Here is a 21477-nt window from a genome sequence, read left to right on the forward strand (position 1 = left end):
AGGTTCAAAGGTTTTAATATAGGGACGCACTACGGTGCGTCTTTTTTTGTTTGACATTTTTGACTCCCATTTGTAATTAGAAAATTGATTATCTATATTTGAGAGTAAATTCTCAACTTTATTATGGACAAAAAATTAAAACAATACTTTATAAAATCTTTCTTAGTACTATTATTAATCCATTTTGGATATTTTCTATACGGCTATTTTACGTTTGAAGGAATTGGGAAAATTGATATTTATAGCGAGTTTTATAGATTTAAGTTTTATGATGATGTTTCTATTTCTCACTTTTTTATAAGTGGTTTGTTTTTACTTTTTTTCTTAATTTTTCTAATAAAAAATCATTCAAGACAAAATTATACATTTACCAATTTGCTTAAAATTGGTGGTTTATTACTGTTGGTTTCATTTTTTACTTTTTCATTTTTTGTGAGTTATAGCTTTGGTATGAATGCAAAGTTAAAAACAGAATTGTCTGAAAAAGACCTTAATAATGACAAAACGTTATTGAATGTTTTACGTCCGTTATTGTATAATTATACCTCATATAGTTCTGAGAAATTATTTAATCCTGTCAATGTTTTATATCCAAAACCTTATCCCGTTATAGAAGTTGCAGATAGTAGTGCGATTGGTCAATATTATACCGTCGAGTATAAGTATTATAGTATTGATACTTTAAAGATGCTAACAACAGATTTAAATAAGGTTTCGGCGGCGGCAAATACAATTTTGGATAGCATTGGTTTTGGTAAAAAAGAGCTTCTGGAGCGAATAATTAAAAAAAATACGCTAAAAGACAGTACCGAAATTATTTATAAAGGTCAACAAGTTAACCCGGATTACGATTCTAATATTTGCATTTTTATTAAAAACAAAGCAATCTATAAACCAATAAAAGGAATTCCTGTAGAGAAACAACAATACGATGCAGCAGTAAAAAGATATAACTTATTGTATAAGTTTAAGCAAGATTCGTTACTGCATAGTTTTCAAAAATTGGATACATTGTTTAGAAAATACAAGATTGAAACTAGTATTGTACCTAAAGATTTAACAAAGGATGTTTTCTTTTATAAAGACCATCACGACGAACCATTAAACGGCATTAGAAATAATTTTGACAGAACAGCTTTAAAAGATAAATTATCGACTTTAGAACGCTTTTTTTACGAGCCAAATTATCTTCATTCTTCTATTATCGATATTTTTTTCAGCGTTATTGCAGCGGTTTGGTTCGTTATTTTTCTGATTTATATTTTGTTTAATTATAAAAAAAACTCCAGTAAAGTAAGAACAGATTCCTAACGGATTAAACTCTGTTATAATCTGCTTTCCAGTGTACAATAGCTTTTTTTATAGCGTCGCCACTAAGATTGTTTTTTAGAGCATCATCTAAAAGAGGCAAAAAATCGTTGTCTGGCGCAAATCGTAAAGCAAAAATCTGATCATCCGTTAATTTATACTCAAATTCTTCAAATCGCTTTCCGGTTAAAGTAAAGTAGCGATAGCGAATTTCTAACCTAACGATTCGGTTTTGCAAAGTAAGCGCATAATGTTGTCGCAACATAAATGCCAGGCAAAATAAAAAAACAAAACAAACACTAATAAACGACCAAATCAGCGCATCGTTTGTAGTGCATGCAAAGTAAATACTTGCCACCAAAAACAGGATTAAAACAGGATAAAAAACAAAATGGTGCGGTTTATAAAACCGTATGTGGTTGTAGTATGTTTGAATTTTCATAGTTATTTTGTTTTTGGTTTGTTGTTATAAAAAAACAAAGCTACCCTAAAATAGAATAGCTTTTTCTCAAAAATAAACTAACATAACCAATGTTTCTTTTATAATTAAACTTGTTACAGTTTTCTTAGTCGTATTTATATTTTAAAAAGCCGTAATCCTTAAATTCATTCTTCTTCTCAATGGCTTTAACTTGTTGGTGTAAAATTAATTCCATTGTCTTTGTAATCTGTTATAATTTAAAACAAAAATGTTATAGGATTTCAATATTTGCAGTTTTTATAATGACGAAATAATCCTCCATTCGTCTAGTTTCGACTGGAAAGATTTGCTTGCATTTGCCGGACTTGTTGATGGCAAGGTTATAAGACGATACGTTTTGTCGAGATGAACGTACTTTTTAAAAAACGCCGCCGCTTTTTGTCCGTTAAACAAAATGGTTTCAATGTTTGAATGCTGTTTTAAAAAAGTCTCAAAATCATTTGCAATCTCGTTTTTTATAGCGCTATCTAAACTTCCAATTCTTTCGCAATATTGCAAAACATCCCAAACAGCAATTTTGTTTTTAATTAAGAGCGCCTTTTTTGTTTCATAATCATTAGAGAAATCTTCTTGAAAAATGGTAAACATAAATTTCCAGAAATTATTCTGATTGTGACCATAATATTGGTTCATTTCCAGTGATTTTGTTCCGGGCATTGTGCCCAAAATCAGAATATTAGCATTATTTGAACTTATGGGTAAGAAAGAGAAACTTTTCATCTTTTTTGAATTAAAAAACGTTTTGTTTGAGTTAAAATAATCATTTATAAGTAATTATAAAAGAAAAGTAAGAAATTATGTAACACTCTAAAAGTACATTTAGATGAACTTTGGTGTTCAGGTTTTGTAATACAAGAATACTAATTCTGTGAAAAAAAACTATTAATTGATTTGTAAAATTTTAAATCCAAAACAAAATGAAAACAGTTACGATACATACAGAAAAAATTCAGAATTTATTTGAAGACTTGAATACTAATATTGGCGGAACTGTGACTTTTGATTTGGATGAGCATATACTCGAAGTGGAGAATGATTTTGCAAAGGGAATAATCACGGCCGTTTCATTTAGCGACAATATTTCGTATGTTCAGTTTGATATGATTTTTTCGGAAGATTTATGTCTGAATATATCAAATGAGGAATCACAACCTTTATATCTTGCATATTGTTCTAAAGGAAGTTTATCACATAGTTTTGACCTTTCTACCGATAGTAAAAAGATTAATGCTTTTCAGACTGCAATTGTAAATACAAAGCAAAATCAGAATAATATTTTATTTTTTCAGAAAGACATAAGAACCAAATGCACATTGATTATTATAGGAAATGAGATTGCTGAAGTAAATCAAGGTTATTCTTTAAATAGTCAGGTAAGAAAAACATTTGTTGAAGGTAATACTGCATCAAATTTCTTTTATTTAAGTTCTTATAATTTAAAAATTGACAGAAAGATTGACCAATTAAGCGTTATTACTGAAACCGGAATTGCTAAGAATATAATGAAAGAAGGAATTTTGAGAATTATTCTAGCCATGGAAATTCAACAATATTCTGATGATCAAAAAGCTTTGTCCCACGATACAAATTGTCTTACTTTAAAAGAATTGGAAGAAATTAAAGAACTCTCTCAAGCTATTGAAGCAAATCCTGAAGAAGCTTTTAGCATTAAATCATTGTGTAAACAAGCTGGTTTGTCGCCAAATAAACTACAGGAAGGTTTTAAACTAATTCATAACAGAACTGTAAATGATCATATAACACATATGAGAGTTTTAAAAGCCGAAATCTTAATTCGTACTTCAGATTTAAACATCTCCGAAATTGTTTATTGTATTGGTTTTACCAGTCGAAGCTACTTCTCAAAAATATTCAAACAAAAATTCAATTGCAGTCCAAAAGATTATAAGTACAATTTGAATCCTTTGGCGATTACAGCGTAAAAGGGGGCAAAGTGGCAAAAGTCCAAAGTGGCAAAGGTTCAGAAGTTGTTTAGAAAAAAACTCACTCTTAACATTCTGGATAGCATATTTTTAAAAAATACGCGCCATCATTATCATCCCGTGGAACGAGCGATCTCCATAATTAGCTTGCTAATTTGTTAAAAATTACTTTGCGTTAGTTTCTTGCGCAGTTTCTTCGTCCCTCGGGATGACAAAAATGCGTATAGCAATTTCAAGGCATCTTATTGAGGAAAAAATTAAAATCTTACCATCTTTTAGTCTTTGTATTTAAAAAATAGATACATTTGCATAACTAGTTATGTAATTGATTATATATGGAATTTTTTAATAAAGTTGGCAAAGTGGCTTTGGGGAGTCGCTTGCGTTTAATGACAGCTATTATAACAGATGATGCTGCCAAGATATATGAGTCGTACGGAATGCATTTTTCTCCAAAATGGTTTCCGGTTTTTTATACACTTATGAACGAGAAAGAAATCACGATTACTGAAATTGCTACTGAAATTGGACATTCGCAACCGTCTGTGAGCAAAATTATCCAGGAAATGATTGCTACTGGATTAGTTGAAGAAAGCTTGAAAAGCAGTGATAAACGTAGAAATATTGTAGGTTTGACTGCACAAGGTTGGGAGTTTTCTAAGGAATTAAAATTGCAATTAAATGATGTTGAAGCTGCTGTAGATGGTTTAATTTCAGAATCAAGTCATAATTTGTGGGCTGCGCTTGAAGAATGGGAACATTTGCTAGAACAAAAAACGTTGTTTAAAAGAGTTAACGAACAAAAGAAATTACGCGAAAGCAAAGATGTAAAAATTGTACCCTTTGAATCGCAATATCTTGAAGCTTTTAAAACATTGAATGTTGAATGGATTTCGACGTACTTCGAAATGGAAGAAGCAGATTACAAAGCATTAGACAATCCAAAGGAATATATTCTGGACAAAGGCGGTAAAATTTTCGTTGCATTATATCAAAATGAGCCACTTGGAGTTTGTGCACTTATCAAAATGAATGATTCTGAGTTTGATTTTGAAATGGCAAAAATGGCAGTTTCTCCCAAAGCCCAAGGTAAAAATATTGGTTTTCTATTAGGGCAAGCAATTGTTAATAGCGCCAGAGAACAAGGTGCAAAAAAGATCTATCTGGAAAGTAATACAATCCTAAAACCCGCAATTAACTTGTATTACAAACTCGGTTTTCAGAAAGTTTTTGGTTTGCCGACACCTTATAAACGTTGTAATATTCAGATGGAGTTGAAAATTTAGGTTCAAAGTTACAAAGGCTCATAGGCACAAAGTTTTAAACCTCTGAGCCTTTGTAACTTTGAACCTAAAAAAGCTTCAGCTTTTTTACCTCCCAAACCTGTAATACTCTAAATCCTCATTTTCAGTATCATTAATCGAATCTAGAATAGAGTTCATTCCGATAACGCTAAAGGTAATTCCGTTTCCTCCAAAACCAAGAACATAATGTTCATTTTTTTTAGGGTTAGGTTTTCCAAAGTAAGGAAGACCATCTTTGGTTTCGCCAAAAGTTCCTGCCCAGGAATAATCTAATTTAAAATCAATTTTTGGAAATCTTCTTTCAAAATGTTTCAAAAGATATTGTTCTTTTTTCGGTAATAGTTTATCTCGTTTTATTGGATCTTTAAATTCTTCATCGCCTCCGCCCATAATAATGCGATTGTCTGAAGTTGCTCTAAAATATAAATACGGAGATGAAGTATCCCAAAAAATAGCATTTTTGAAAGCGGCAGGTAAAATGGGCAAACTTTCAGAAGTGATTACATAAGTACTTTTTAAATCGACTACTTTTTCGGCTAGAGTTTCGGTACTTTCATAACCGGTACAATGAATAATATGATTGGCGGTAATCGTGAATTTATTTTCGGTATGCGCGATACATTTTCCTTTTTGGTGTTGAATAGTTGTAATGTTGGTACGATCCAGAATTTGCATTCCCTTTTTTTGGCAATAAACCAGTAAATCATTTGCCAGCCTAAACGGATCCATGATGGCAGCGGTATTAGATTCTATTGCTGCAATTGCATTTAAACCCATTTTTTCGAGATCCCATCTTTCTAGCCAGTTTACATCAAATCCATGTTCTTTTCGGCATTTAAATTCATTTCGTAAAAACGGAATATCTTTTTTTACAGATGTAAAATAAATGCTTTTTTTAAATTCAAACTGGCAATCACTTTTTATAGTATCGATAATAGTACGCAAATCAAATATGGCTTTTTTACCATTTTGATAGCTGTCAACAGCACATTTTTCTCCTCTTATTTTAATTAGTTCGTGTAGCGAAATATCAATTTCGTATTGCAGTAAAGCGGTGCTGGCCGCAGTACTTCCGTTACAGACATCGCGACGATCTACAAGTATTACTTTTTTGCCTTCGGTAATTAATTTGTAAGCCATTAAAGCTCCTGTTATTCCGCCTCCAATGATAAGAATAGTGGTATTCAAATCTGAATTAATTGACGGATAACTGTTTTTCATAGCATTTTTTAATGGCCAGAAAGTTTCGGTAGAGCGTAGTTTCATTTTTTATTGATATTTCGGGTACGGGATTTAGTTCTGTTTTTGTCTTTGCGTTCGTGTTGTTCTAGCGCTTCTGCAATAGAATGTGAATTTCTGATGCTCTCATCTTTCTTCGCTAATTCACTTAGTCTATGATAGTATTTTTGAACTATGATCATTTCTTCTTCGGTCATACTCTCAATATCTACAAGGCTATTGCTCGAGTATTCGTTTGATGCTACCAGTTCATTTAATTTTAACTGAATTGCCAGTGAATCTTTGTTCTGTGCTTTCTGAATTAAAAAAACCATCAAAAATGTAATGATCGTTGTTCCTGTATTGATTACTAATTGCCAGGTTTCTGAATAATCGAAAATTGGACCTGAAATTGCCCAGGCGACTACAATTAAAAATGCGCCAATAAAAGCAGGCGTGCTTCCTGCTGCTTTAGAGACATTTGTCGCAAATTTTTCAAAGGCGCTGCTTTTATTTTGTTTTTTAGTTTTCATTTCAATTTGATTTATGGTTTACTCACTTTTTCTTCCCGAATTACTTTATTGTGTACTTCGTCATAAATGGCGTCGTTTATTTTTTTACCGGTTTTACTAAAAACTTTAATTTTTGGATCTTGATGTGTACCGGTTATAACGATTGGAATTCCAATAAGACCAAATGGCGGAAGCCCTAATCGCATTCTTAAATCCAGTAAACCATCAAAACTTGTAGTTCCTTTTATTGTAGGTTTAAAGGCAGCTACGGTAAAGGAGAAAGGTTCTACATGAATTAAATTGTTATCGATACTTGATTTAATTTCAATTCCTTTCATATCAGGATTATCCAAACCTTTTTGACCGGTTTTAGAACTAATTCCGTCAAATAATTTTAAACCTTTCAGTTGTACATCGCGCAAGTTTAAAGTTCCGCCGCCTTCAAGAGATTCGTAAATTGGTCCCATATTTCCGTTTAAATCTCCTTTAATTTTATAATCGACAGAAATAATTCCTTTTGCTTTTTCGGCTACGGTAACCATATCATGAAACATCGGAATTTCTTTGTAAGCTCTTTCTACACTAAAATCTTTGGCTTTAAAATGAGCATCAAAATGTGCCGAAGTTGGCGTTTCATCTTTATACGAAGCGTCGATTCCTAAAATGCAGTCAATGATATTAAAAGTGCCATTTTCTAAATAAAAACCACTTTTAGCAATTCCTACTTTTCCGGAAAGTTTATTCAGGACTAATCCATTATATTCTACTTTATCGGCATTGGCATTAAGAGTAACATTTAAATTTTTGGGAACAATAACGACACCGCTCATTTTAGGATGATCTTCTTTTGCATATTCTACTTCGATATTGCGATCTGTGTTTTCTCCTTTTTTAAGTGCCATAAATTCATCAACATTAATAAGTTTAGATTTCATGTTGAAGTTTCCTGTCAAAGTTCCGTGCGATTCCAAAAAGTAATTAATCGTATTGAGTAAATATCCGTTAATATCAAAATCTGATTTTCCATAGGAAGCATAGAATTTATCGAACCACATTTTTTCATTTTGAAAGCGAAAATTTCCTTGTTTGATAAAAAATGCTTTCGGGAATAACTCAGATGTAGCTTTAATGTTTTTTAATACAAGAGTTCCGCGATTATCCAGTTTATCGTATTGTCCTTTAGTGGCATAACTTTGTTTTCCTTTAAGTGAAAGATCGGCTTTTGCATAACCTGTAACATCAAGACCTTTTTGAGAAAAAACCTGATAAATTCGCCCGACATTTAATTCACCTTTAATTTTGGCATTGTAAGCCAAATCGCTAAAGTCTGAAAGTGTAGCATTTACATACATCGGATTTCTTTCAAAAACAAACGATGCGGGAGCTACAGCAACAATTAAATCCTGATAGGTTCCGGCTTTATTAAGCACATTGGCGACAAACGTAATATTGGTAATAGGATTAGGGTAAGAGTCTGTTTTAAACCAGCCATCTCGAAGTGAGATTCCGCCAATAGTTTTAGGAAACAATTTTTTAGTAGTACTAAAAATCCCTTTTGCCTGAATGTTTGTTTTTAAAATTCCTTTTATGTCAATAGAACTTAAGCCCAAGGCAGCATCGACTGTAGCTAAATCCAGAGCACCTTTTACGCTGGCATCGACTGTCATTTCAGTAAAACCTTTACTGCGCAAATAAGCGTTAAAATAATCTTTTTCACCAACTTTAAATTTAAAGGTTTCAAGATTAATTAAAAGCTTTTCGACATCAAGTGATGGCAAAACAGCATTTAGATTCATTTGAAAATCTGTTAATGGAGCAGGTGCATTTTGATAATTTATAGCGCCTTTATCAATTTTTAAATTGAAAGCTAAATCGGGTTTTTGCTTTTTGGCAACATTATAATTTCCTCTAAAAGTAAAAAGTAAATCACTTTTACCGGAAATTTCGGTTTCTTCCAGCCAGGTTAAATATTCTGGTGGCATGACCGAAAATAAATCTTTTAAGGTTGTGTTTGTAGATGCTGCTTTAATATTGATTTTATAACCATCTCTTAAAATAGTAAACAAACCAGTAAATTCTAGTGGTAATTTATTGATTTTTAATTCGTTTTTTTGAAGTATAAACGAAAGAGCATGTGTATTAATTCTGGTAATTAAATCTGCACGGACTTCTTTTTTTCTAAGATAAGCCGTTCTGTCGTAATAAAAATCGACAGTATCAATTCGGGCATCAGTATTTAAATCAAAAATATCTTCGCTTAAATTTCCTTTTCCAATATAATTAAAACCTTTTGCATCAACTAGAATTTTGGCAGATCGATCATTGTATTTTACATGACAATCTTCAAGATCAATTCGTTCCAGCCTTATAGCAGTTCCTTCTTCAGGAGCATTAGGATCGTTTTGTTTTTCGTCGCGATCTTCGGGCGCAACATAAATATTATAATTGGCTTGACCTTTTTGGTTTACCATAATATTTATAAGTGCTTTTGAAACATATAGTTTATTAATTTTTACTTCATTATCAAAAATTAATCTTTTTAAATTAATTCCAAAAGCAACCTGATTTGCTTTCAGTAAAGTATCATTACGAAAAGGCGCAGATCCGGTAAGTGATACATCATCAAGCGAAACTGTTAATGAAGGAAAATGTGTAAAAAATGACAATCTGGACTTGGTAAAATCTAATTTTGTATCTAAACGTTCGTTCGCAACTTTTTTAACTTCAGTAGCAACTGTTCCAGGGAATAGCAATGGTATTAAAAACAATAATAGCAAGATACTTGCTATTATTATTCCTGTAATTTTTAGTATTTTTAGGCTTATATTTTTATATGAAGTTCTCATATTTAAGGCTTTGATGTGTTACTTTTTTGCTTTGTCGGCCTGAGCTTTTTTAGCGTCTTCTTCTTTTTGCTTATCCTGCTTTTCTTTCTCTTTTGCGGCTTTTTCCTGTTTTTCTTTCTCCTCTTTTGCTTTTTCTTCTTTAGCCTTTTCCGCTTTTTTTTGCTGCTCTTCCTGTTTCTCTTTTATTTCTTCTTGTTTCTTTTCTTTAGCTTTTTCTTTTTTCTTGAAATATCCTTTTAGCAGGAAATTACTTTTTGCAGCTTCCATATTTTCGCTAAAACCTTTGGTACCTGATTCTAAATTACTAATTGTATTCGAAACGCTACTCGCCATTTTATCATCACGAACTAATCTTGCCAGCGCACCGTTTCCGTTATTCATACTATGGCTAAAAATGGCTAATTCGTCAGTTATTACAGCAGCATTGTCAACACTTTTCTTTACACTTTTCATTAAATCCTGCATTTCGATTCCATTTATCGAAGCAATTGCGCCACCATTTTCGATCACTTTTCGAGATTTTACACCTGGAGAAATAGTCAATACTTTATCGCCCATTAAACCATCAGAACCAATACTTGCGCGAGCATCTGTTTTAATAAATTCTCGTACATCATCTTTTATAACCATAGACACCACAACCGAAGAATCGTTTATAAGCCTGATTTCTTCGACAGTTCCAATATTAATTCCTGAAAAACGTACATTATTACCTACTTCTAAACCACTAACGGTTTTAAATTTTGAGGTAAGATGAAATGTTGAGCCAAATAGATTTTTTTGTTTCCCAATAAAGTAAACTGCCATTATAAAAAGCAATAAACCTATTGTTACAAACATTCCTAATTTCCAAGTATATCCAGATTGCTTATCCATGATTTCTAATGATTTATTTTTAATGTTATTGAAAAAAAGAGCGAACCCATTCGTCTTCGTCTTTTTCTAGTTCTTCATAAGTTCCTTCGGCGTGAATGATTCCATCTTTCAAAACCATAATACGATCTGCAGTTAATTTGGCGCAAGCCATATCGTGCGTAATAATGATCGAGGTTGTTTTTCGTTTATGTTTAATATCTAGAATTAATTCACTTATTTCTCTTGATGTAATGGTATCTAATCCTGTTGTTGGTTCATCGTATAAAATGATTTCCGGTTTTAAGATCAAGGTTCTGGCCAAGCCAATTCTCTTTTGCATTCCTCCAGATAATTCAGATGGCATTTTATCAATTGCATCGCTCAAACCAACATTATCCAGCGCTTCCATTACTTCGCTTTCAACTTCCTCCGGAGTAAGATCTTTTTTGTGTTTTTTTAGTGTAAAAGCTAAGTTTTCTCGAACAGACATTGAATCGTACAAAGCACCACTTTGAAACAAAAATCCAATTCGGACTCTAATTTTGTTTAATTCAGATTTGCTTAAATTCAATACGTTTTCATTAAACACTTTTATCTCGCCTTGATCAGGTTCAATTAAACCAACGATACATTTTATAGTAACTGATTTTCCTGAGCCTGAACGTCCAAGAATCACTAAATCTTCGCCTTTATTAACGCTTAGATTTACGCCTTGTAAAATTTTGTTATCTGTACCAAAAGTTTTGTGCAAATTCTTAATCTCAAGGATTGGGGTTTTGCTTTTTTCTTTTGTTTTAGGTTCTATATTTTTTTTCTCTTTAATCATTTTTAGAAGAATAAATCGGTTATTTGAACTGCGACCATATCAAGTATAAAAATGGTTAGCGAAGCCGTTACTACTGCAGAATTTGCAGCTTTACCAACACTTTCTGTTCCATTTGAGGCATTAAAACCTTTGTAGCACCCAATCATTCCAATAAAGAAGCCAAAAAAGAAGGTTTTAATAGTGGCCGGAATTAAATCTAAAAATTCTAACGACTGAAAAATTTGGGTTAGATATCTGTAGAAGTTAACATCACCATGAATGTTAATACCAACATAACCACCAAGAATACCTACAGCATCTGCAAAAAAGACTAGTAGTGGCACCATTAAAGTACAAGCCAAAATTCGGGTAACTACTAAATAATTATATGGGTTTATTGCCGAAACTTCCATGGCATCAATTTGTTCTGTAACTTTCATTGAACCTAATTCGGCACCAATTCCAGATGAAATTTTTCCGGCACAAATTAGGGCTGTAATTACAGGTGCAATTTCTCTAATTAAAGAAAGTGCCACCATTCCGGGTAACCAAGATTCTGCACCAAATTTTACCAAAGTTGGTCTTGATTGTAGCGTAAGAACCAATCCCATTATAAAACCGGTTATTGCTACTAAAGGCAGGGATTTGTACCCAATAATATAACATTGTTTCAAAAGCTCTTTTGTTTCATAAGGAGGAACAAAAACTTCCTTAAAAAACTGCTTAGCAAACAAAGTTACGTTGCCTATTTCGGTGAATGTATTTTTTAAAGTGAGTATCAAAATACTAATGTTTTAGTCGTTAAACCTGCTGAATGAAAACCAACAGTTTAGATGGTTATAAACTCTTAATTATTATAGATTAAAATTACTTTAGAAGTAAGGAAAAAATCTTACACAACTTTTTACGAAGTTTATATAATTAACATAATGAAACACAATAATTAAAATAAAGTAGCGTTAGTGCGAAAATGTTAAAAAACAAAAAATCCCTTCGAAAAGGGATTTTTAGGGTCAATAGTATATTTAGTTAGGAATATAATATTAGTCAATTATGAATTAATTGCGATTCCGGATTTAGTTTTCATAAGTGGGATAACTTTAATTTCAGATAATTTAAGGTTCTCCATTAATAATCTCGCATTTAAATAACATACAGTAGATTCAGCACCTTGGTTTAGATTTACGTTTTCTTTTTCGAGTCCGTCATAACCGCCTCCGCTTATTGGATTGTACATTATTTGTCCAAGATGATTTTTTCCTAAAAACCAGTTAAAGGCTATTTTCATTTTTTGCTTGTATTCTGGAGTACCAAAAGCATTATAAAATGAATTTAAGGTATGAATAGTGTAGGCAACATCAATAGGTTGTTCTCCGTATTCCTGAGGTTCAGAGCCTTTATGTAACCATCCATTATTAGAAATTACTTTAAAGTTTTTATCGTTAAACATTTTCGACATTAAAAAGTCAAGTGAATCTAAAGCTACTTTTTTGTAAATAGGTTTATTGGTGGTTAAAAAAGCAAAAAGCATAGATTCCGGTAAAATACCATTTCCGTATGTCATGTAGTTTTCAAACCATTTCCAATCTTTTGTAGCATGGATTTCATAATTAGAAAGCAATTTAGCATTTAGTTTATTGATAATTGCTGAAACGTACAAATTAGGAACGGCTGTATGATAAAGATATAAGCCTTTTGTAGCAAAACCTATTGAACGTGGCGACTGAATAGTTTCGGCCCATTTTAATGAATTTAATAAACATTGCGATGCTTTTTTAGATATAGCTTCAGGAAGAATATCGCCAATCGAAATTACAGTTCCTAAAGCCCAGATTGCTCTTGCATTAGAATCTTCGAGGTTAACTTCGGCATTTTGTTCAATGTGTTCGCGATTTTCCTGATCGACATAATTGATAAAATCTCCTTTGGGCTGTTGGCAACGAATGATAAAGTCTAAATAAATTAAGATATAAGCTAAATCTTCTTTGTCCTGAGTAAGTTTATAATGCATACAAATTGCAATTAATGCACGTGCATTATCATCTAGTGTGTATCCTGATTCTAAGTCCGGGATTGAAATTTTGCTAAATTGAATAATTCCCAAATCTGTTGTCATTCTTTTAATATGCCCTAATTGAATAGATGGATATGTGTATTTTATTTCTGCCGGATTTTCAATTAGTTTTTTATAAGTATCCATATGTGTAATGGCTACGTTTTCCCAAGATGAAGCTCTAGTTTTTCTAAACGCATTAATTCCCATTTCTCGTCTTAAATTATCATCAGAAAGGAGTTTAATAGTGGCTTTTGCAAATTGATCTACATTTCCAATATCAACTAAAATTCCAGAATCTGGGGTTAATACTTCTAGTGTATGCGGAATTTTTGATGCGACTATCGGGCAAGCGCAACTCATAGCATAAGAAAAAGTGCCGCTTACTGCCTGATTAGGATCTTTTGAGGTAAACAAATAAACATCGGTTGCTTTTAAGTAATCCAAAAGTTCATTTGTATCTAAATATTGATTGATAAAACGAACATTGTCTTTTAAGTCTAAATCTTCGACCAAAGCTTCCAATTTATCACGATAAGCATCAACGCCATCAATAATTAAATTTGGATGTGTTTTTCCGATAATTAAATATAAAACATTAGGTTCTTTTTTGATGATTTTTGGAAGTGCTTGTAAACCGGTTTCAATGTTTTTTCCTTCGCCCAGAAGTCCAAAAGTCGAAAGTACTTTCCTGTCTTGAATATCAAATTTTAATTTTGCCTGATCTGGAGTTTCATAAATTACAATATGAGTTCCGTGTGGTACACAAGTAATAATTTCTTTTTCGATTCCGTAATCATTAATTAGAATTTCTTTGGATTGATTTGTCATTACAAAAACGGAGTTGCTGTAACTCAAAAGTAATTTTACAAAAGTCCTCAATTCGTTATTTGGATTTGGAATAACGCTGTGAAAAGTATAGGTTAAAGGCTTCTTGATTACGTTTAAAAAATCTAATAGATAATCGCCATAATTTCCACCAAATAAACCAAACTCGTGCTGTATATGAACCAATTTTACCGATTTATCTTTGTTGATTGCTTCGGCAACTTTGGCGTATTCTTTTTTATCTTTTGTATTTAAGGTAAAGGCTTGCGTAGGTTTTTCTTTTGGACTATCAACTAATTCACAAATTTGGCAACTGACTGATTTGCCAAAAACATCTGTAATTCCTTTAATGGTGTCTTGCGTATACGTAGCTATGCCACATTGTGTTGGCGGAAATGTAGATAGAAAAACTATTTTTGATTTATTTGATATCGTCTTCATGGGGTTTTTACTTTAAATCGATTAATAAGTCGTTTGAAATTCAGTCAAGCCACCGCAATTTTATTGTTAGTAGCACCGTAATAAATATATAAAAGGCTGTCAAAAAAGGCATTTCTCGATAGAAAGCAACATATTTTAGATAACCATGACGTTCATATAATTCAGATCGTTTTAGGATCCTTTTTTGCATTTTTATGCTAAAGGATAAATAATCAACTATGCGTAAATAAGTACTTTTAACAGTCTTAACTCAGTGCCAAATTTGTTGCTAAAAATACTTTCAGTTATGGTTGATTCCATGTGTCTGAATTTTTATCTAAAATTACTTTGAGAATGAAGGGAGCTTTAATCCAATCAATCAAAAAATTAACTCAAAAGCATTCATATGGGAATTTTGTAATTAAAAAGAGGGATTCTAAAATTACACTAATATTTTGATTTAGAATTAATTGAGTTAATAAATTATTGTTAAGAGTTAATGTGATGCGTAGAAAATAATCAACTTTGAGTAACAATTAAAATAGATCTTAATTGATCTTTATTATGAACTTAAAAATCAAGATTATGTTACGATGGACCGTTATTTTTGTAATTCTCGCGATTATAGCCGGAATTTTTGGTTTTGGTGGAATTGCCGCCGGAGCTGCTAGTATTGCTAAAGTTTTATTCTTCATATTTATTGTATTATTTATTATTTCACTAATAAGCGGAAGAACAAAAGTGTAGCAGTGAGTTTTAATGAAACAAAAAAAGCGAAACTAATATAGTTTCGCTTTTTTTGTTTCGAGTTTTGCTTCAACTTAAATTATTTGCGCAATAATTGATGTTTTTTGTTGATTAATGCAATTGGAATTCCAATGCAAAAAATTAAAATAAGTATTGATAACACTAAAGGGAAATCGAAATTTTTGGCTGGTAAAACAGGAAATACAACTGGTAAAACGACCAAATTCATAACAATCCAAGTAAAGACGCCGTAAATAATTCCAGATCGATAAACATTCTTTTTTAAGAATGAGAAATACGGATAGACTGCAAAATAAAACCACGCAAAAACAAAGGCTATCAAGTAGTGTAATAACAAACCATACAAAGCCATTTGCGATCCGCCTGTGTAAGCCTCTTTATGAAAAACGCCGCTTGCAATAGATTGTAGAATTTTAATGGCGCTTGTTTTATTGAGTATAACAGCATAGATAAGTATTGCTGCAAGGATATCTAATGTTCCCGCAATTAATCCGGACAAGAAAATGGCTCCGCTTTTTGATTTCATATAAATGGTTTACTGATTTTGGTTTTGAAAGGTAGAAATTTAAACCTGAGTGAGCCTTCTAAAAATTGAATTTAATTGATGTGTATGTCTTTGCGTATGAACGAGTGCAAAATTAATCCATTCATATATTGTAAACTTCTCAAAACCCGGAACCTCAAAATCTAGACAAGTCAAGGTTAAATCTTGCGTTTCTGCTGCTTTAAGTAAATCAGATTCTATTTTTGCCAAAGCCAAATTTAATGAATCTTTGTTGTAGTTGGTTATTGCAGGTTTTAGAAAATCAGGCGCATTCATTTTAATGTCGAAGTTTAAAAACAGTTCTTCCAATTCTTTTACATGCTCATCATATTTGCGAATTGTTTTTTGTGTGTTTCCGGCAAATAATTCGGGAAATCCGGAACTCGCGAGAATAATGTGTTGAGTAGTTTGTCCTCCAGTCCAACTGTCTTTGTATGGTATAATATTAAATTCTTCTTCTGAAAAAGAAGAAATGGTTTCATTTAATTTTTTAAATGTTTCCTCAATATTTTCTTTAACTGCTGTTTTCATTGTAATGATTTTGAAGATTTAAAGTATACTTAAAGTTATAATGAATTATTAGGTTGGAAGTATTTTGATATTTATTATTAATGTGAAATATTTACAAAAGTACTTCGCAGTAATATCCGTAAGAATCGAGAAGTTCTATTATTTTTTGGTTTGAGATAGATGATCCGTGAACGCGCAAAATTTTATCACAATCTTCGAGATCAAAATTAATGGCACTGTTTGGAAAATGTTCAAGAAGTTTTCCAACTATAAAAATAGATTGCTCGACTTCCTGAACATTTGTTTTAAAGACTTCTATCATCAGTTTGAAGTGTTACAAAGCGATATTTTTGTATCGTTCTATTTTATGATAATAAATATAAGAAAGCCCCAGAATCACAATAAATATTAAAGGAAAGAAAGCTTCAAACCCAACACCATCGACTGCGAAATGACTAATGGAAGCAAATATAAAATCGAATAAAAAGCCGGCATAAGCCCATTCTTTAATGCGATGTGATACTTGTGGAATTATTAAAGCAAGCACTCCTAATATTTTAAAAACAACTAATGCATTCATAAAATACTGCGGATATCCCAGATGTCGAATTCCTTCTTTTGCCATTTCAGATTGTGAAGTTAGGGCAGGCATAACTCCTTCGAATAAGAAAATAATAATTGTAGTAATCCAGAAAATAATTTTTGCTTTCTTCATAAGTTTGTTTTTTTTAAATGGTTATTAGTTAATGTATTACAAACTTACGAATCTTATTTTTCTGAGTAAATATGTATTTAAGACTATTTTAGGGGCATATGGGACAAAGTGGGAGATTTTAGATTTTTTTTGAAGAAGGAAAGAGGAAATAATAAAGAAAATAGATTTTAGATTTTTTAATGGAGTTTACCGCACAGTTTGTCTTCCTGAGCGAAGTCGAAGGACACACAAGTAACTCTGCAATCAAGATCACCAATCTTTAGCGAGCTTCTTACGTGTCCTTCGACTTCGCTCAGGATGACAAGATTGCGAATAGCTATTGTGAGTAAATAAAAAAAATCCGTTTTAAATCCGCGCTTTCGCGATAGCGAATCCGCGTCATCCGTGTGCCAATAACAGCAAACCACTAAGCAATAACATAATTCTTAATAACAAACAAATCCTCAAAACCTAATTTGGTATAAATGTCTTTTCCCATTGCGGATGCTTGCAATAAAGCATAATCTGCTTTTAAATCAATAGAAAGGTTAAGTGCAAATTTCATGATTTCTTCGGCAAAGCCTTTTCTGCGCATTTCAGGGATTACGCCAACACCATGAATTCCGATATTGTTTTGAGTTTGAAAAAGCATGAAAGTTCCAATTGGCTTTTCTTCTAAAGAAACTAAATAGAACTGAACATCATTATGATTGTGAATCAGGATTTCTTTACTAATAAGATAACCAAAAGCATTTGGATACAAGTCCGACCAAATTTTGGCATCTTGTTCGTTCGAAACTCTTTTAAAACAAAGATTATTTTGCATTGTAAACTTCTGATCTAGTTTCATCGCCATTGCAACTTGTTCGGTTTTTACCGTAAAACCATAAGCATCTAAGATTTCATAAGATTTTGTTTTGTAGATATCCCAGTATGGTAAAACCAAACTAGAATTGGTTTGCATTGCTTTTTTAATATCCGAAAGATCATTTTTGGTGATGTCTTTTCGAAGCCACAATTTATTTGGCCAACCAGAATTTTCGATTTTGCAATACTCGAAAGTGTCGTTTTTATGGTAGGATAGAAAAGGAATTCCAACGGTTTTCCATAATTGGGTAAGGTTATTAATATTTTCTTCTAGGAGGTCTATATTTTTCATTTTGATATTATTTATGCAGAATATAAAACAAAGGTAATTATAGCCTTTACGGGAAACCTTTACATATGTTGATTTATAAATCTTTTTCTAAAGTTTTTCTAATGCGACTTAACTGTGTAGGTGTAATTCCTAAATGCGATGCAATATGCAGTAACGGAATTCGTTCTGAAATATCCGGATGTTTTGATAGAAGATCAAGATATCTTTCGGTTGCATTTTCCATTACGATCGAGATTTCTCTTTGTTCTTTTTCAATTACCCAATTTCTTTCCAGATATGCAATATAGAAGTTTTTTAAGTCATCGTTTTGAAAAATGAGTTCTCTGTATTTTTTATAATTTATGTTTATCAGAATGGAATCTTCGAGTGCTTCTATAGAAAAGTCTGAAGGTGTTTGTTGAATCAAAGAAACTGTTGAACCTGCAAAATCACCATCTAGAAAAATGTTTTTGTTGTAAATATTTCCTGGCGCATCCGTTATAAAAGCTCTCATGGCACCTTGAACTATAAAGTGGATTTCTTTTGCAATTTGCCCGTTTTGTAAAAGTATTTCTCCTTTTTTAATAGATTGTACTTCAATGATATTTTCGATTAATTGCCAGGATGCTGGAGAAATAGGAGCGTAGCTTACGAATTTCAGTTTTAAATCTTCACCGTATTTATCTTGATTAAGTGTCATTGTAAGGAATAATTATGTACTATCAAAAGTAAAGAAATAATGCGGAATGACGGCACGCGGATAACGCGGATTCGCTATCGCGAAAGCGCGGATTAAAAACGGATTTTTATTGTTTTTTCTCGCAATCTTGCACTCGCATTATTTGTCATCCTGATGGAGGAAGGATCTCCACTAGTAGCTCGACAAAGATTGGAGATTTATTTATGGAGTTTAGTCAGCATAATGATATATACTTCTTTTAACCGTATCTTTTATTTTTTCTAGCGTTACTTCGGTCACGCCGCCTTCATAATTCATAGTAATGGCGACTTTATCTTTTGTGATTTCATAATCAATTGAGATTAATCCGTTTTTATTTATTTCGACAGATTTATTCTCGTTTGGAATTGTCTTTAAAAAATAATCTGATTCTTCTACTTCTTTATTTTTAATTATATTTTGATAGACTTTATCTAAGTCGGTGTTCTCTAAGATACATTCTCTTCCGTCTCCCATTTCAACCAATACATCTTTGCAATCTTCTTTTACTGCTTCTTTTTTTTCTTCTTTTACAACAGCACTTGTATTTACTGGTTTTGTTACAGGTTTTAAATCTTCATTCGAATTGTTTTGTTTGCAATTTGTAAAAACTAAAGCTAAAAGCGCAATGCATGCAATTTTCTTCATTGGGTTTGATTTAATTATTAAGGATTATTTTATTTTTTAATTTATAAAAATGATATTTTTCGTTCTTAAAGTAATTTAATCAAAAATAAAAAAATAATCTGAAATATGGGGATTGGCGGGTAAATGGTACACGGATGACACGGATTCGCTTCGCAAAAACACGGATTTAAAACGGATTTTTTTTCCTGTTTTTTGTCATCCTGACGGAGGAAGGATCACACACGGAACTCTATAAAGATTGTCGATTTAGTTTGTGGCATTTCTTGTGTGATCCTTCCTCCGTCAGGATGATAAGAATACGACAAGATCCATTGTGAGTAAAATAAAACCTGTGTAAATCCGTGCTTTCGCGAAGCGAATCCGCGTCATCCGCGTGCCATATCTCAACAACATAAAAAAACGCCATGAAACTAAATGTTTCACAGCGTTTTCTTCTCAAAAAAAAATAATTAACGGGTATTATCTCCAACCACCGCCCAACGCACGATATAACTCGGTATTGGCAGTAAGTTGCTCTCTTTTTATGTTGGCAAGTTCCAGCTCGCTTTGCAATAAATTTGCTTGCGCAGATAGTACTTCTAAGTATTCAGCCATACCATTTTTGAATAACAAATTGGCATTTTTGATGGCTTGTTGCAAGGTTTTTACTCTTTCCTTAAGGAAAGATTCTTGCTGTTGCAATTTCTCCACTTTTACCAAAGCATCAGATACTTCGCTAACCGCAACCAAAACTGATTGTCTGAAACTTAAAACAGCTTTTTCTCTTTCGGCAACTGCAATATTATATTGAGTTCTTACCTTTTTGTTGTTCAATAAAGGTTGTGTTAAACCTCCGGCAACGGTTCCGAATAATGAAGCCGGAATGTTGAACCAATTACTGGTTTCGAAAGAGTTTACTCCGCCTTGAGCAGTAATTTTAAGTGCAGGATATAAGTCTGCTTTTGTGATTCCAACATTTGCGTTGGCTACTTTAAGCGCTAATTCGGCACTTTTTACGTCTGGTCTGCGGCTTACTAATGAAGACGGGATTCCGATTGCATTATTGTTTTTAACTTCAAGAGCACTTAAACGTGTGGTTCTTGTTTTAGAATTCGGGAATGATCCTGTTAGAACACTTAAAGCATTTTCCTGAATGGCAATGTTTTGTTCTAATTGTGGAATTAATTGTGCCGAAACTAATTTTTGTGCTTCAGATTGTTGAATTGCTAATGATGTTACCTGACCTGCATCGTATTTTAATTTAATGATGTTGGTTGTACTATCATTTAATTTGTAATTCTGTTTAGCAATTTCTAATTGTGCATCCAACATTAAAAGATTGTAATAACCTTTAGAAACATTGGCTACAATAGTAGTTTGCAACGCTTTTTTTACTTCTTCTGATTGAAGGTAACCTGCAAAAGCTCCTTTTTTCTGATTTTTGATTTTACCCCAAATATCGGCTTCCCACGAAAGTGTTGCTCCGGCAGAATAATCGTCAATATGGTTTTGACCTAAAGCCTGACCTAAATTTTTTCCGGTAAAACTATTATCAGATGGATTGCTCGTACTTGCACTTACATTTAAATTTAGCTGAGGAACATTTCCCCATTTGGATTGTGTGAATTTGTACTGTGCAATTTCAATATTTTTAGTAGCAATCTGTAAATCATTATTTCGGGTTACAGCGCTATCGATAAGCTGAATAATATCTTTTTCTGTAAAGAAATTTTTCCACTCCAGATCAGCAATACTCGTTGTATCTTTTGAAACCGATGCATTCCTGAAATTTTCAGGAAATGCATCTTTTGGAGTTTCAATATCCTTCGAAACTTTACAGGATATTATAGTCGTGATCAAAATGGCGATCATCACGATTTTGGTTATATAATTTTTCATTTTATA

General features: G+C 32.2%; 21 protein-coding genes. 4 read left to right on the forward strand and 17 right to left on the reverse strand.

Annotated features, from left to right (window positions below):
- Positions 1–123: 123 nt before the first annotated feature.
- Positions 124–1311, forward strand: coding sequence for a hypothetical protein (locus tag IW18_RS01490; protein WP_041515788.1), 1188 nt, complete (start codon positions 124–126; stop codon positions 1309–1311).
- A gap of 4 nt (positions 1312–1315) precedes the next feature.
- Here IW18_RS01490 and IW18_RS01495 read toward each other — a convergent pair whose 3' ends face one another.
- Together IW18_RS01495 and IW18_RS01500 are read right to left on the reverse strand one after the other, a co-directional pair.
- On the reverse strand, positions 1316–1750 hold the full coding sequence (locus IW18_RS01495) for a DUF6526 family protein (protein ID WP_041515789.1): 435 nt from the start codon (positions 1748–1750) through the stop codon (positions 1316–1318).
- Positions 1751–2026: 276 nt separating this feature from the next.
- On the reverse strand, positions 2027–2509 hold the full coding sequence (locus IW18_RS01500) for a DNA-deoxyinosine glycosylase (RefSeq protein ID WP_041515790.1): 483 nt from the start codon (positions 2507–2509) through the stop codon (positions 2027–2029).
- Between the two features lie 197 nt (positions 2510–2706).
- Here IW18_RS01500 and IW18_RS01505 point away from each other — a divergent pair, with 197 nt between their 5' ends.
- Complete coding sequence (locus IW18_RS01505) at positions 2707–3732, forward strand: helix-turn-helix domain-containing protein (protein ID WP_041515791.1); 1026 nt, start codon at positions 2707–2709, stop codon at positions 3730–3732.
- Between the two features lie 335 nt (positions 3733–4067).
- A complete protein-coding gene (locus IW18_RS01510; RefSeq protein ID WP_041515792.1) occupies positions 4068–5018 on the forward strand; it encodes a bifunctional helix-turn-helix transcriptional regulator/GNAT family N-acetyltransferase in 951 nt (316 codons plus the stop codon).
- Positions 5019–5102: 84 nt separating this feature from the next.
- Here the strand turns inward: IW18_RS01510 and IW18_RS01515 are convergent, their stop codons facing one another.
- From IW18_RS01515 to IW18_RS01545, 7 genes are all read right to left on the reverse strand, one after another.
- Entirely contained in the window at positions 5103–6302 is a 1200-nt protein-coding gene (locus tag IW18_RS01515) for an NAD(P)/FAD-dependent oxidoreductase (protein WP_041515793.1), read from the reverse strand.
- On the reverse strand, positions 6299–6787 hold the full coding sequence (locus tag IW18_RS01520) for a low affinity iron permease family protein (RefSeq protein ID WP_041515794.1): 489 nt from the start codon (positions 6785–6787) through the stop codon (positions 6299–6301). The genes IW18_RS01515 and IW18_RS01520 overlap by 4 nt, the downstream gene beginning before the upstream one ends.
- Before the next feature lie 11 nt (positions 6788–6798).
- Positions 6799–9612 (reverse strand): AsmA family protein, encoded by a 2814-nt coding sequence (locus IW18_RS01525; RefSeq protein WP_041515795.1) that lies wholly within the window; start codon positions 9610–9612, stop codon positions 6799–6801.
- Between the two features lie 18 nt (positions 9613–9630).
- Positions 9631–10488, reverse strand: a complete 858-nt coding sequence (locus IW18_RS01530; RefSeq protein ID WP_041515796.1) for an MlaD family protein — start codon at positions 10486–10488, stop codon at positions 9631–9633.
- A gap of 25 nt (positions 10489–10513) precedes the next feature.
- Positions 10514–11293 (reverse strand): ABC transporter ATP-binding protein, encoded by a 780-nt coding sequence (locus tag IW18_RS01535; protein ID WP_041515797.1) that lies wholly within the window; start codon positions 11291–11293, stop codon positions 10514–10516.
- 2 nt (positions 11294–11295) lie between these two features.
- Complete coding sequence (locus tag IW18_RS01540) at positions 11296–12054, reverse strand: MlaE family ABC transporter permease (RefSeq protein WP_041515798.1); 759 nt, start codon at positions 12052–12054, stop codon at positions 11296–11298.
- 269 nt (positions 12055–12323) lie between these two features.
- On the reverse strand, positions 12324–14594 hold the full coding sequence (locus IW18_RS01545; RefSeq protein WP_041515799.1) for a glycosyltransferase: 2271 nt from the start codon (positions 14592–14594) through the stop codon (positions 12324–12326).
- 564 nt (positions 14595–15158) lie between these two features.
- Here IW18_RS01545 and IW18_RS01550 point away from each other — a divergent pair.
- Positions 15159–15320, forward strand: coding sequence for a DUF1328 family protein (locus tag IW18_RS01550; RefSeq protein ID WP_041515910.1), 162 nt, complete (start codon positions 15159–15161; stop codon positions 15318–15320).
- 79 nt (positions 15321–15399) lie between these two features.
- Here the strand turns inward: IW18_RS01550 and IW18_RS01555 are convergent, their stop codons facing one another.
- The 8 genes from IW18_RS01555 to IW18_RS01590 form a co-directional block, all read right to left on the reverse strand.
- Positions 15400–15867, reverse strand: coding sequence for a hypothetical protein (locus tag IW18_RS01555; RefSeq protein WP_041515800.1), 468 nt, complete (start codon positions 15865–15867; stop codon positions 15400–15402).
- 39 nt (positions 15868–15906) lie between these two features.
- On the reverse strand, positions 15907–16416 hold the full coding sequence (locus IW18_RS01560) for a DinB family protein (protein WP_041515801.1): 510 nt from the start codon (positions 16414–16416) through the stop codon (positions 15907–15909).
- Positions 16417–16507: 91 nt separating this feature from the next.
- Entirely contained in the window at positions 16508–16717 is a 210-nt protein-coding gene (locus IW18_RS01565; RefSeq protein WP_041515802.1) for a hypothetical protein, read from the reverse strand.
- A 12-nt stretch (positions 16718–16729) separates the two neighbouring features.
- Positions 16730–17110: a DoxX family protein gene (locus tag IW18_RS01570; protein WP_041515803.1), complete on the reverse strand. Its 381-nt coding sequence runs from the start codon at positions 17108–17110 to the stop codon at positions 16730–16732.
- A gap of 406 nt (positions 17111–17516) precedes the next feature.
- On the reverse strand, positions 17517–18248 hold the full coding sequence (locus tag IW18_RS01575; RefSeq protein WP_041515804.1) for a GNAT family N-acetyltransferase: 732 nt from the start codon (positions 18246–18248) through the stop codon (positions 17517–17519).
- A 73-nt stretch (positions 18249–18321) separates the two neighbouring features.
- Positions 18322–18927, reverse strand: a complete 606-nt coding sequence (locus tag IW18_RS01580) for a Crp/Fnr family transcriptional regulator (RefSeq protein ID WP_041515805.1) — start codon at positions 18925–18927, stop codon at positions 18322–18324.
- Positions 18928–19137: 210 nt separating this feature from the next.
- Positions 19138–19593 carry a hypothetical protein gene (locus tag IW18_RS01585; protein ID WP_041515806.1) on the reverse strand — a complete coding sequence of 152 codons (456 nt, stop codon included), beginning with the start codon at positions 19591–19593 and terminating at the stop codon, positions 19138–19140.
- Positions 19594–20052: 459 nt separating this feature from the next.
- Positions 20053–21471 carry a TolC family protein gene (locus IW18_RS01590; protein WP_041515807.1) on the reverse strand — a complete coding sequence of 473 codons (1419 nt, stop codon included), beginning with the start codon at positions 21469–21471 and terminating at the stop codon, positions 20053–20055.
- Positions 21472–21477 lie beyond the last annotated feature (6 nt).

Origin of the sequence: Flavobacterium hibernum (assembly GCF_000832125.1) — a bacterium.
In the GTDB taxonomy this organism is placed as follows: Bacteria; Bacteroidota; Bacteroidia; order Flavobacteriales; family Flavobacteriaceae; genus Flavobacterium; species Flavobacterium hibernum.

Bases quoted from the DNA above. Each gene is read 5' to 3' on its own strand.
- IW18_RS01570 (WP_041515803.1), bottom strand. From the start codon at position 17,110: ATGAAGAAAGCAAAAATTATTTTCTGGATTACTACAATTATTATTTTC.
- IW18_RS01565 (WP_041515802.1), bottom strand. From the start codon at position 16,717: ATGATAGAAGTCTTTAAAACAAATGTTCAGGAAGTCGAGCAATCTATT.
- IW18_RS01575 (WP_041515804.1), bottom strand. From the start codon at position 18,248: ATGAAAAATATAGACCTCCTAGAAGAAAATATTAATAACCTTACCCAA.
- IW18_RS01510 (WP_041515792.1), top strand. From the start codon at position 4,068: ATGGAATTTTTTAATAAAGTTGGCAAAGTGGCTTTGGGGAGTCGCTTG.
- IW18_RS01500 (WP_041515790.1), bottom strand. From the start codon at position 2,509: ATGAAAAGTTTCTCTTTCTTACCCATAAGTTCAAATAATGCTAATATT.
- IW18_RS01560 (WP_041515801.1), bottom strand. From the start codon at position 16,416: ATGAAAACAGCAGTTAAAGAAAATATTGAGGAAACATTTAAAAAATTA.
- IW18_RS01550 (WP_041515910.1), top strand. From the start codon at position 15,159: ATGTTACGATGGACCGTTATTTTTGTAATTCTCGCGATTATAGCCGGA.
- IW18_RS01515 (WP_041515793.1), bottom strand. From the start codon at position 6,302: ATGAAACTACGCTCTACCGAAACTTTCTGGCCATTAAAAAATGCTATG.
- IW18_RS01525 (WP_041515795.1), bottom strand. From the start codon at position 9,612: ATGAGAACTTCATATAAAAATATAAGCCTAAAAATACTAAAAATTACA.
- IW18_RS01505 (WP_041515791.1), top strand. From the start codon at position 2,707: ATGAAAACAGTTACGATACATACAGAAAAAATTCAGAATTTATTTGAA.
- IW18_RS01590 (WP_041515807.1), bottom strand. From the start codon at position 21,471: ATGAAAAATTATATAACCAAAATCGTGATGATCGCCATTTTGATCACG.
- IW18_RS01555 (WP_041515800.1), bottom strand. From the start codon at position 15,867: ATGAAATCAAAAAGCGGAGCCATTTTCTTGTCCGGATTAATTGCGGGA.
- IW18_RS01585 (WP_041515806.1), bottom strand. From the start codon at position 19,593: ATGAAGAAAATTGCATGCATTGCGCTTTTAGCTTTAGTTTTTACAAAT.
- IW18_RS01545 (WP_041515799.1), bottom strand. From the start codon at position 14,594: ATGAAGACGATATCAAATAAATCAAAAATAGTTTTTCTATCTACATTT.
- IW18_RS01490 (WP_041515788.1), top strand. From the start codon at position 124: ATGGACAAAAAATTAAAACAATACTTTATAAAATCTTTCTTAGTACTA.
- IW18_RS01580 (WP_041515805.1), bottom strand. From the start codon at position 18,927: ATGACACTTAATCAAGATAAATACGGTGAAGATTTAAAACTGAAATTC.
- IW18_RS01530 (WP_041515796.1), bottom strand. From the start codon at position 10,488: ATGGATAAGCAATCTGGATATACTTGGAAATTAGGAATGTTTGTAACA.
- IW18_RS01520 (WP_041515794.1), bottom strand. From the start codon at position 6,787: ATGAAAACTAAAAAACAAAATAAAAGCAGCGCCTTTGAAAAATTTGCG.
- IW18_RS01535 (WP_041515797.1), bottom strand. From the start codon at position 11,293: ATGATTAAAGAGAAAAAAAATATAGAACCTAAAACAAAAGAAAAAAGC.
- IW18_RS01495 (WP_041515789.1), bottom strand. From the start codon at position 1,750: ATGAAAATTCAAACATACTACAACCACATACGGTTTTATAAACCGCAC.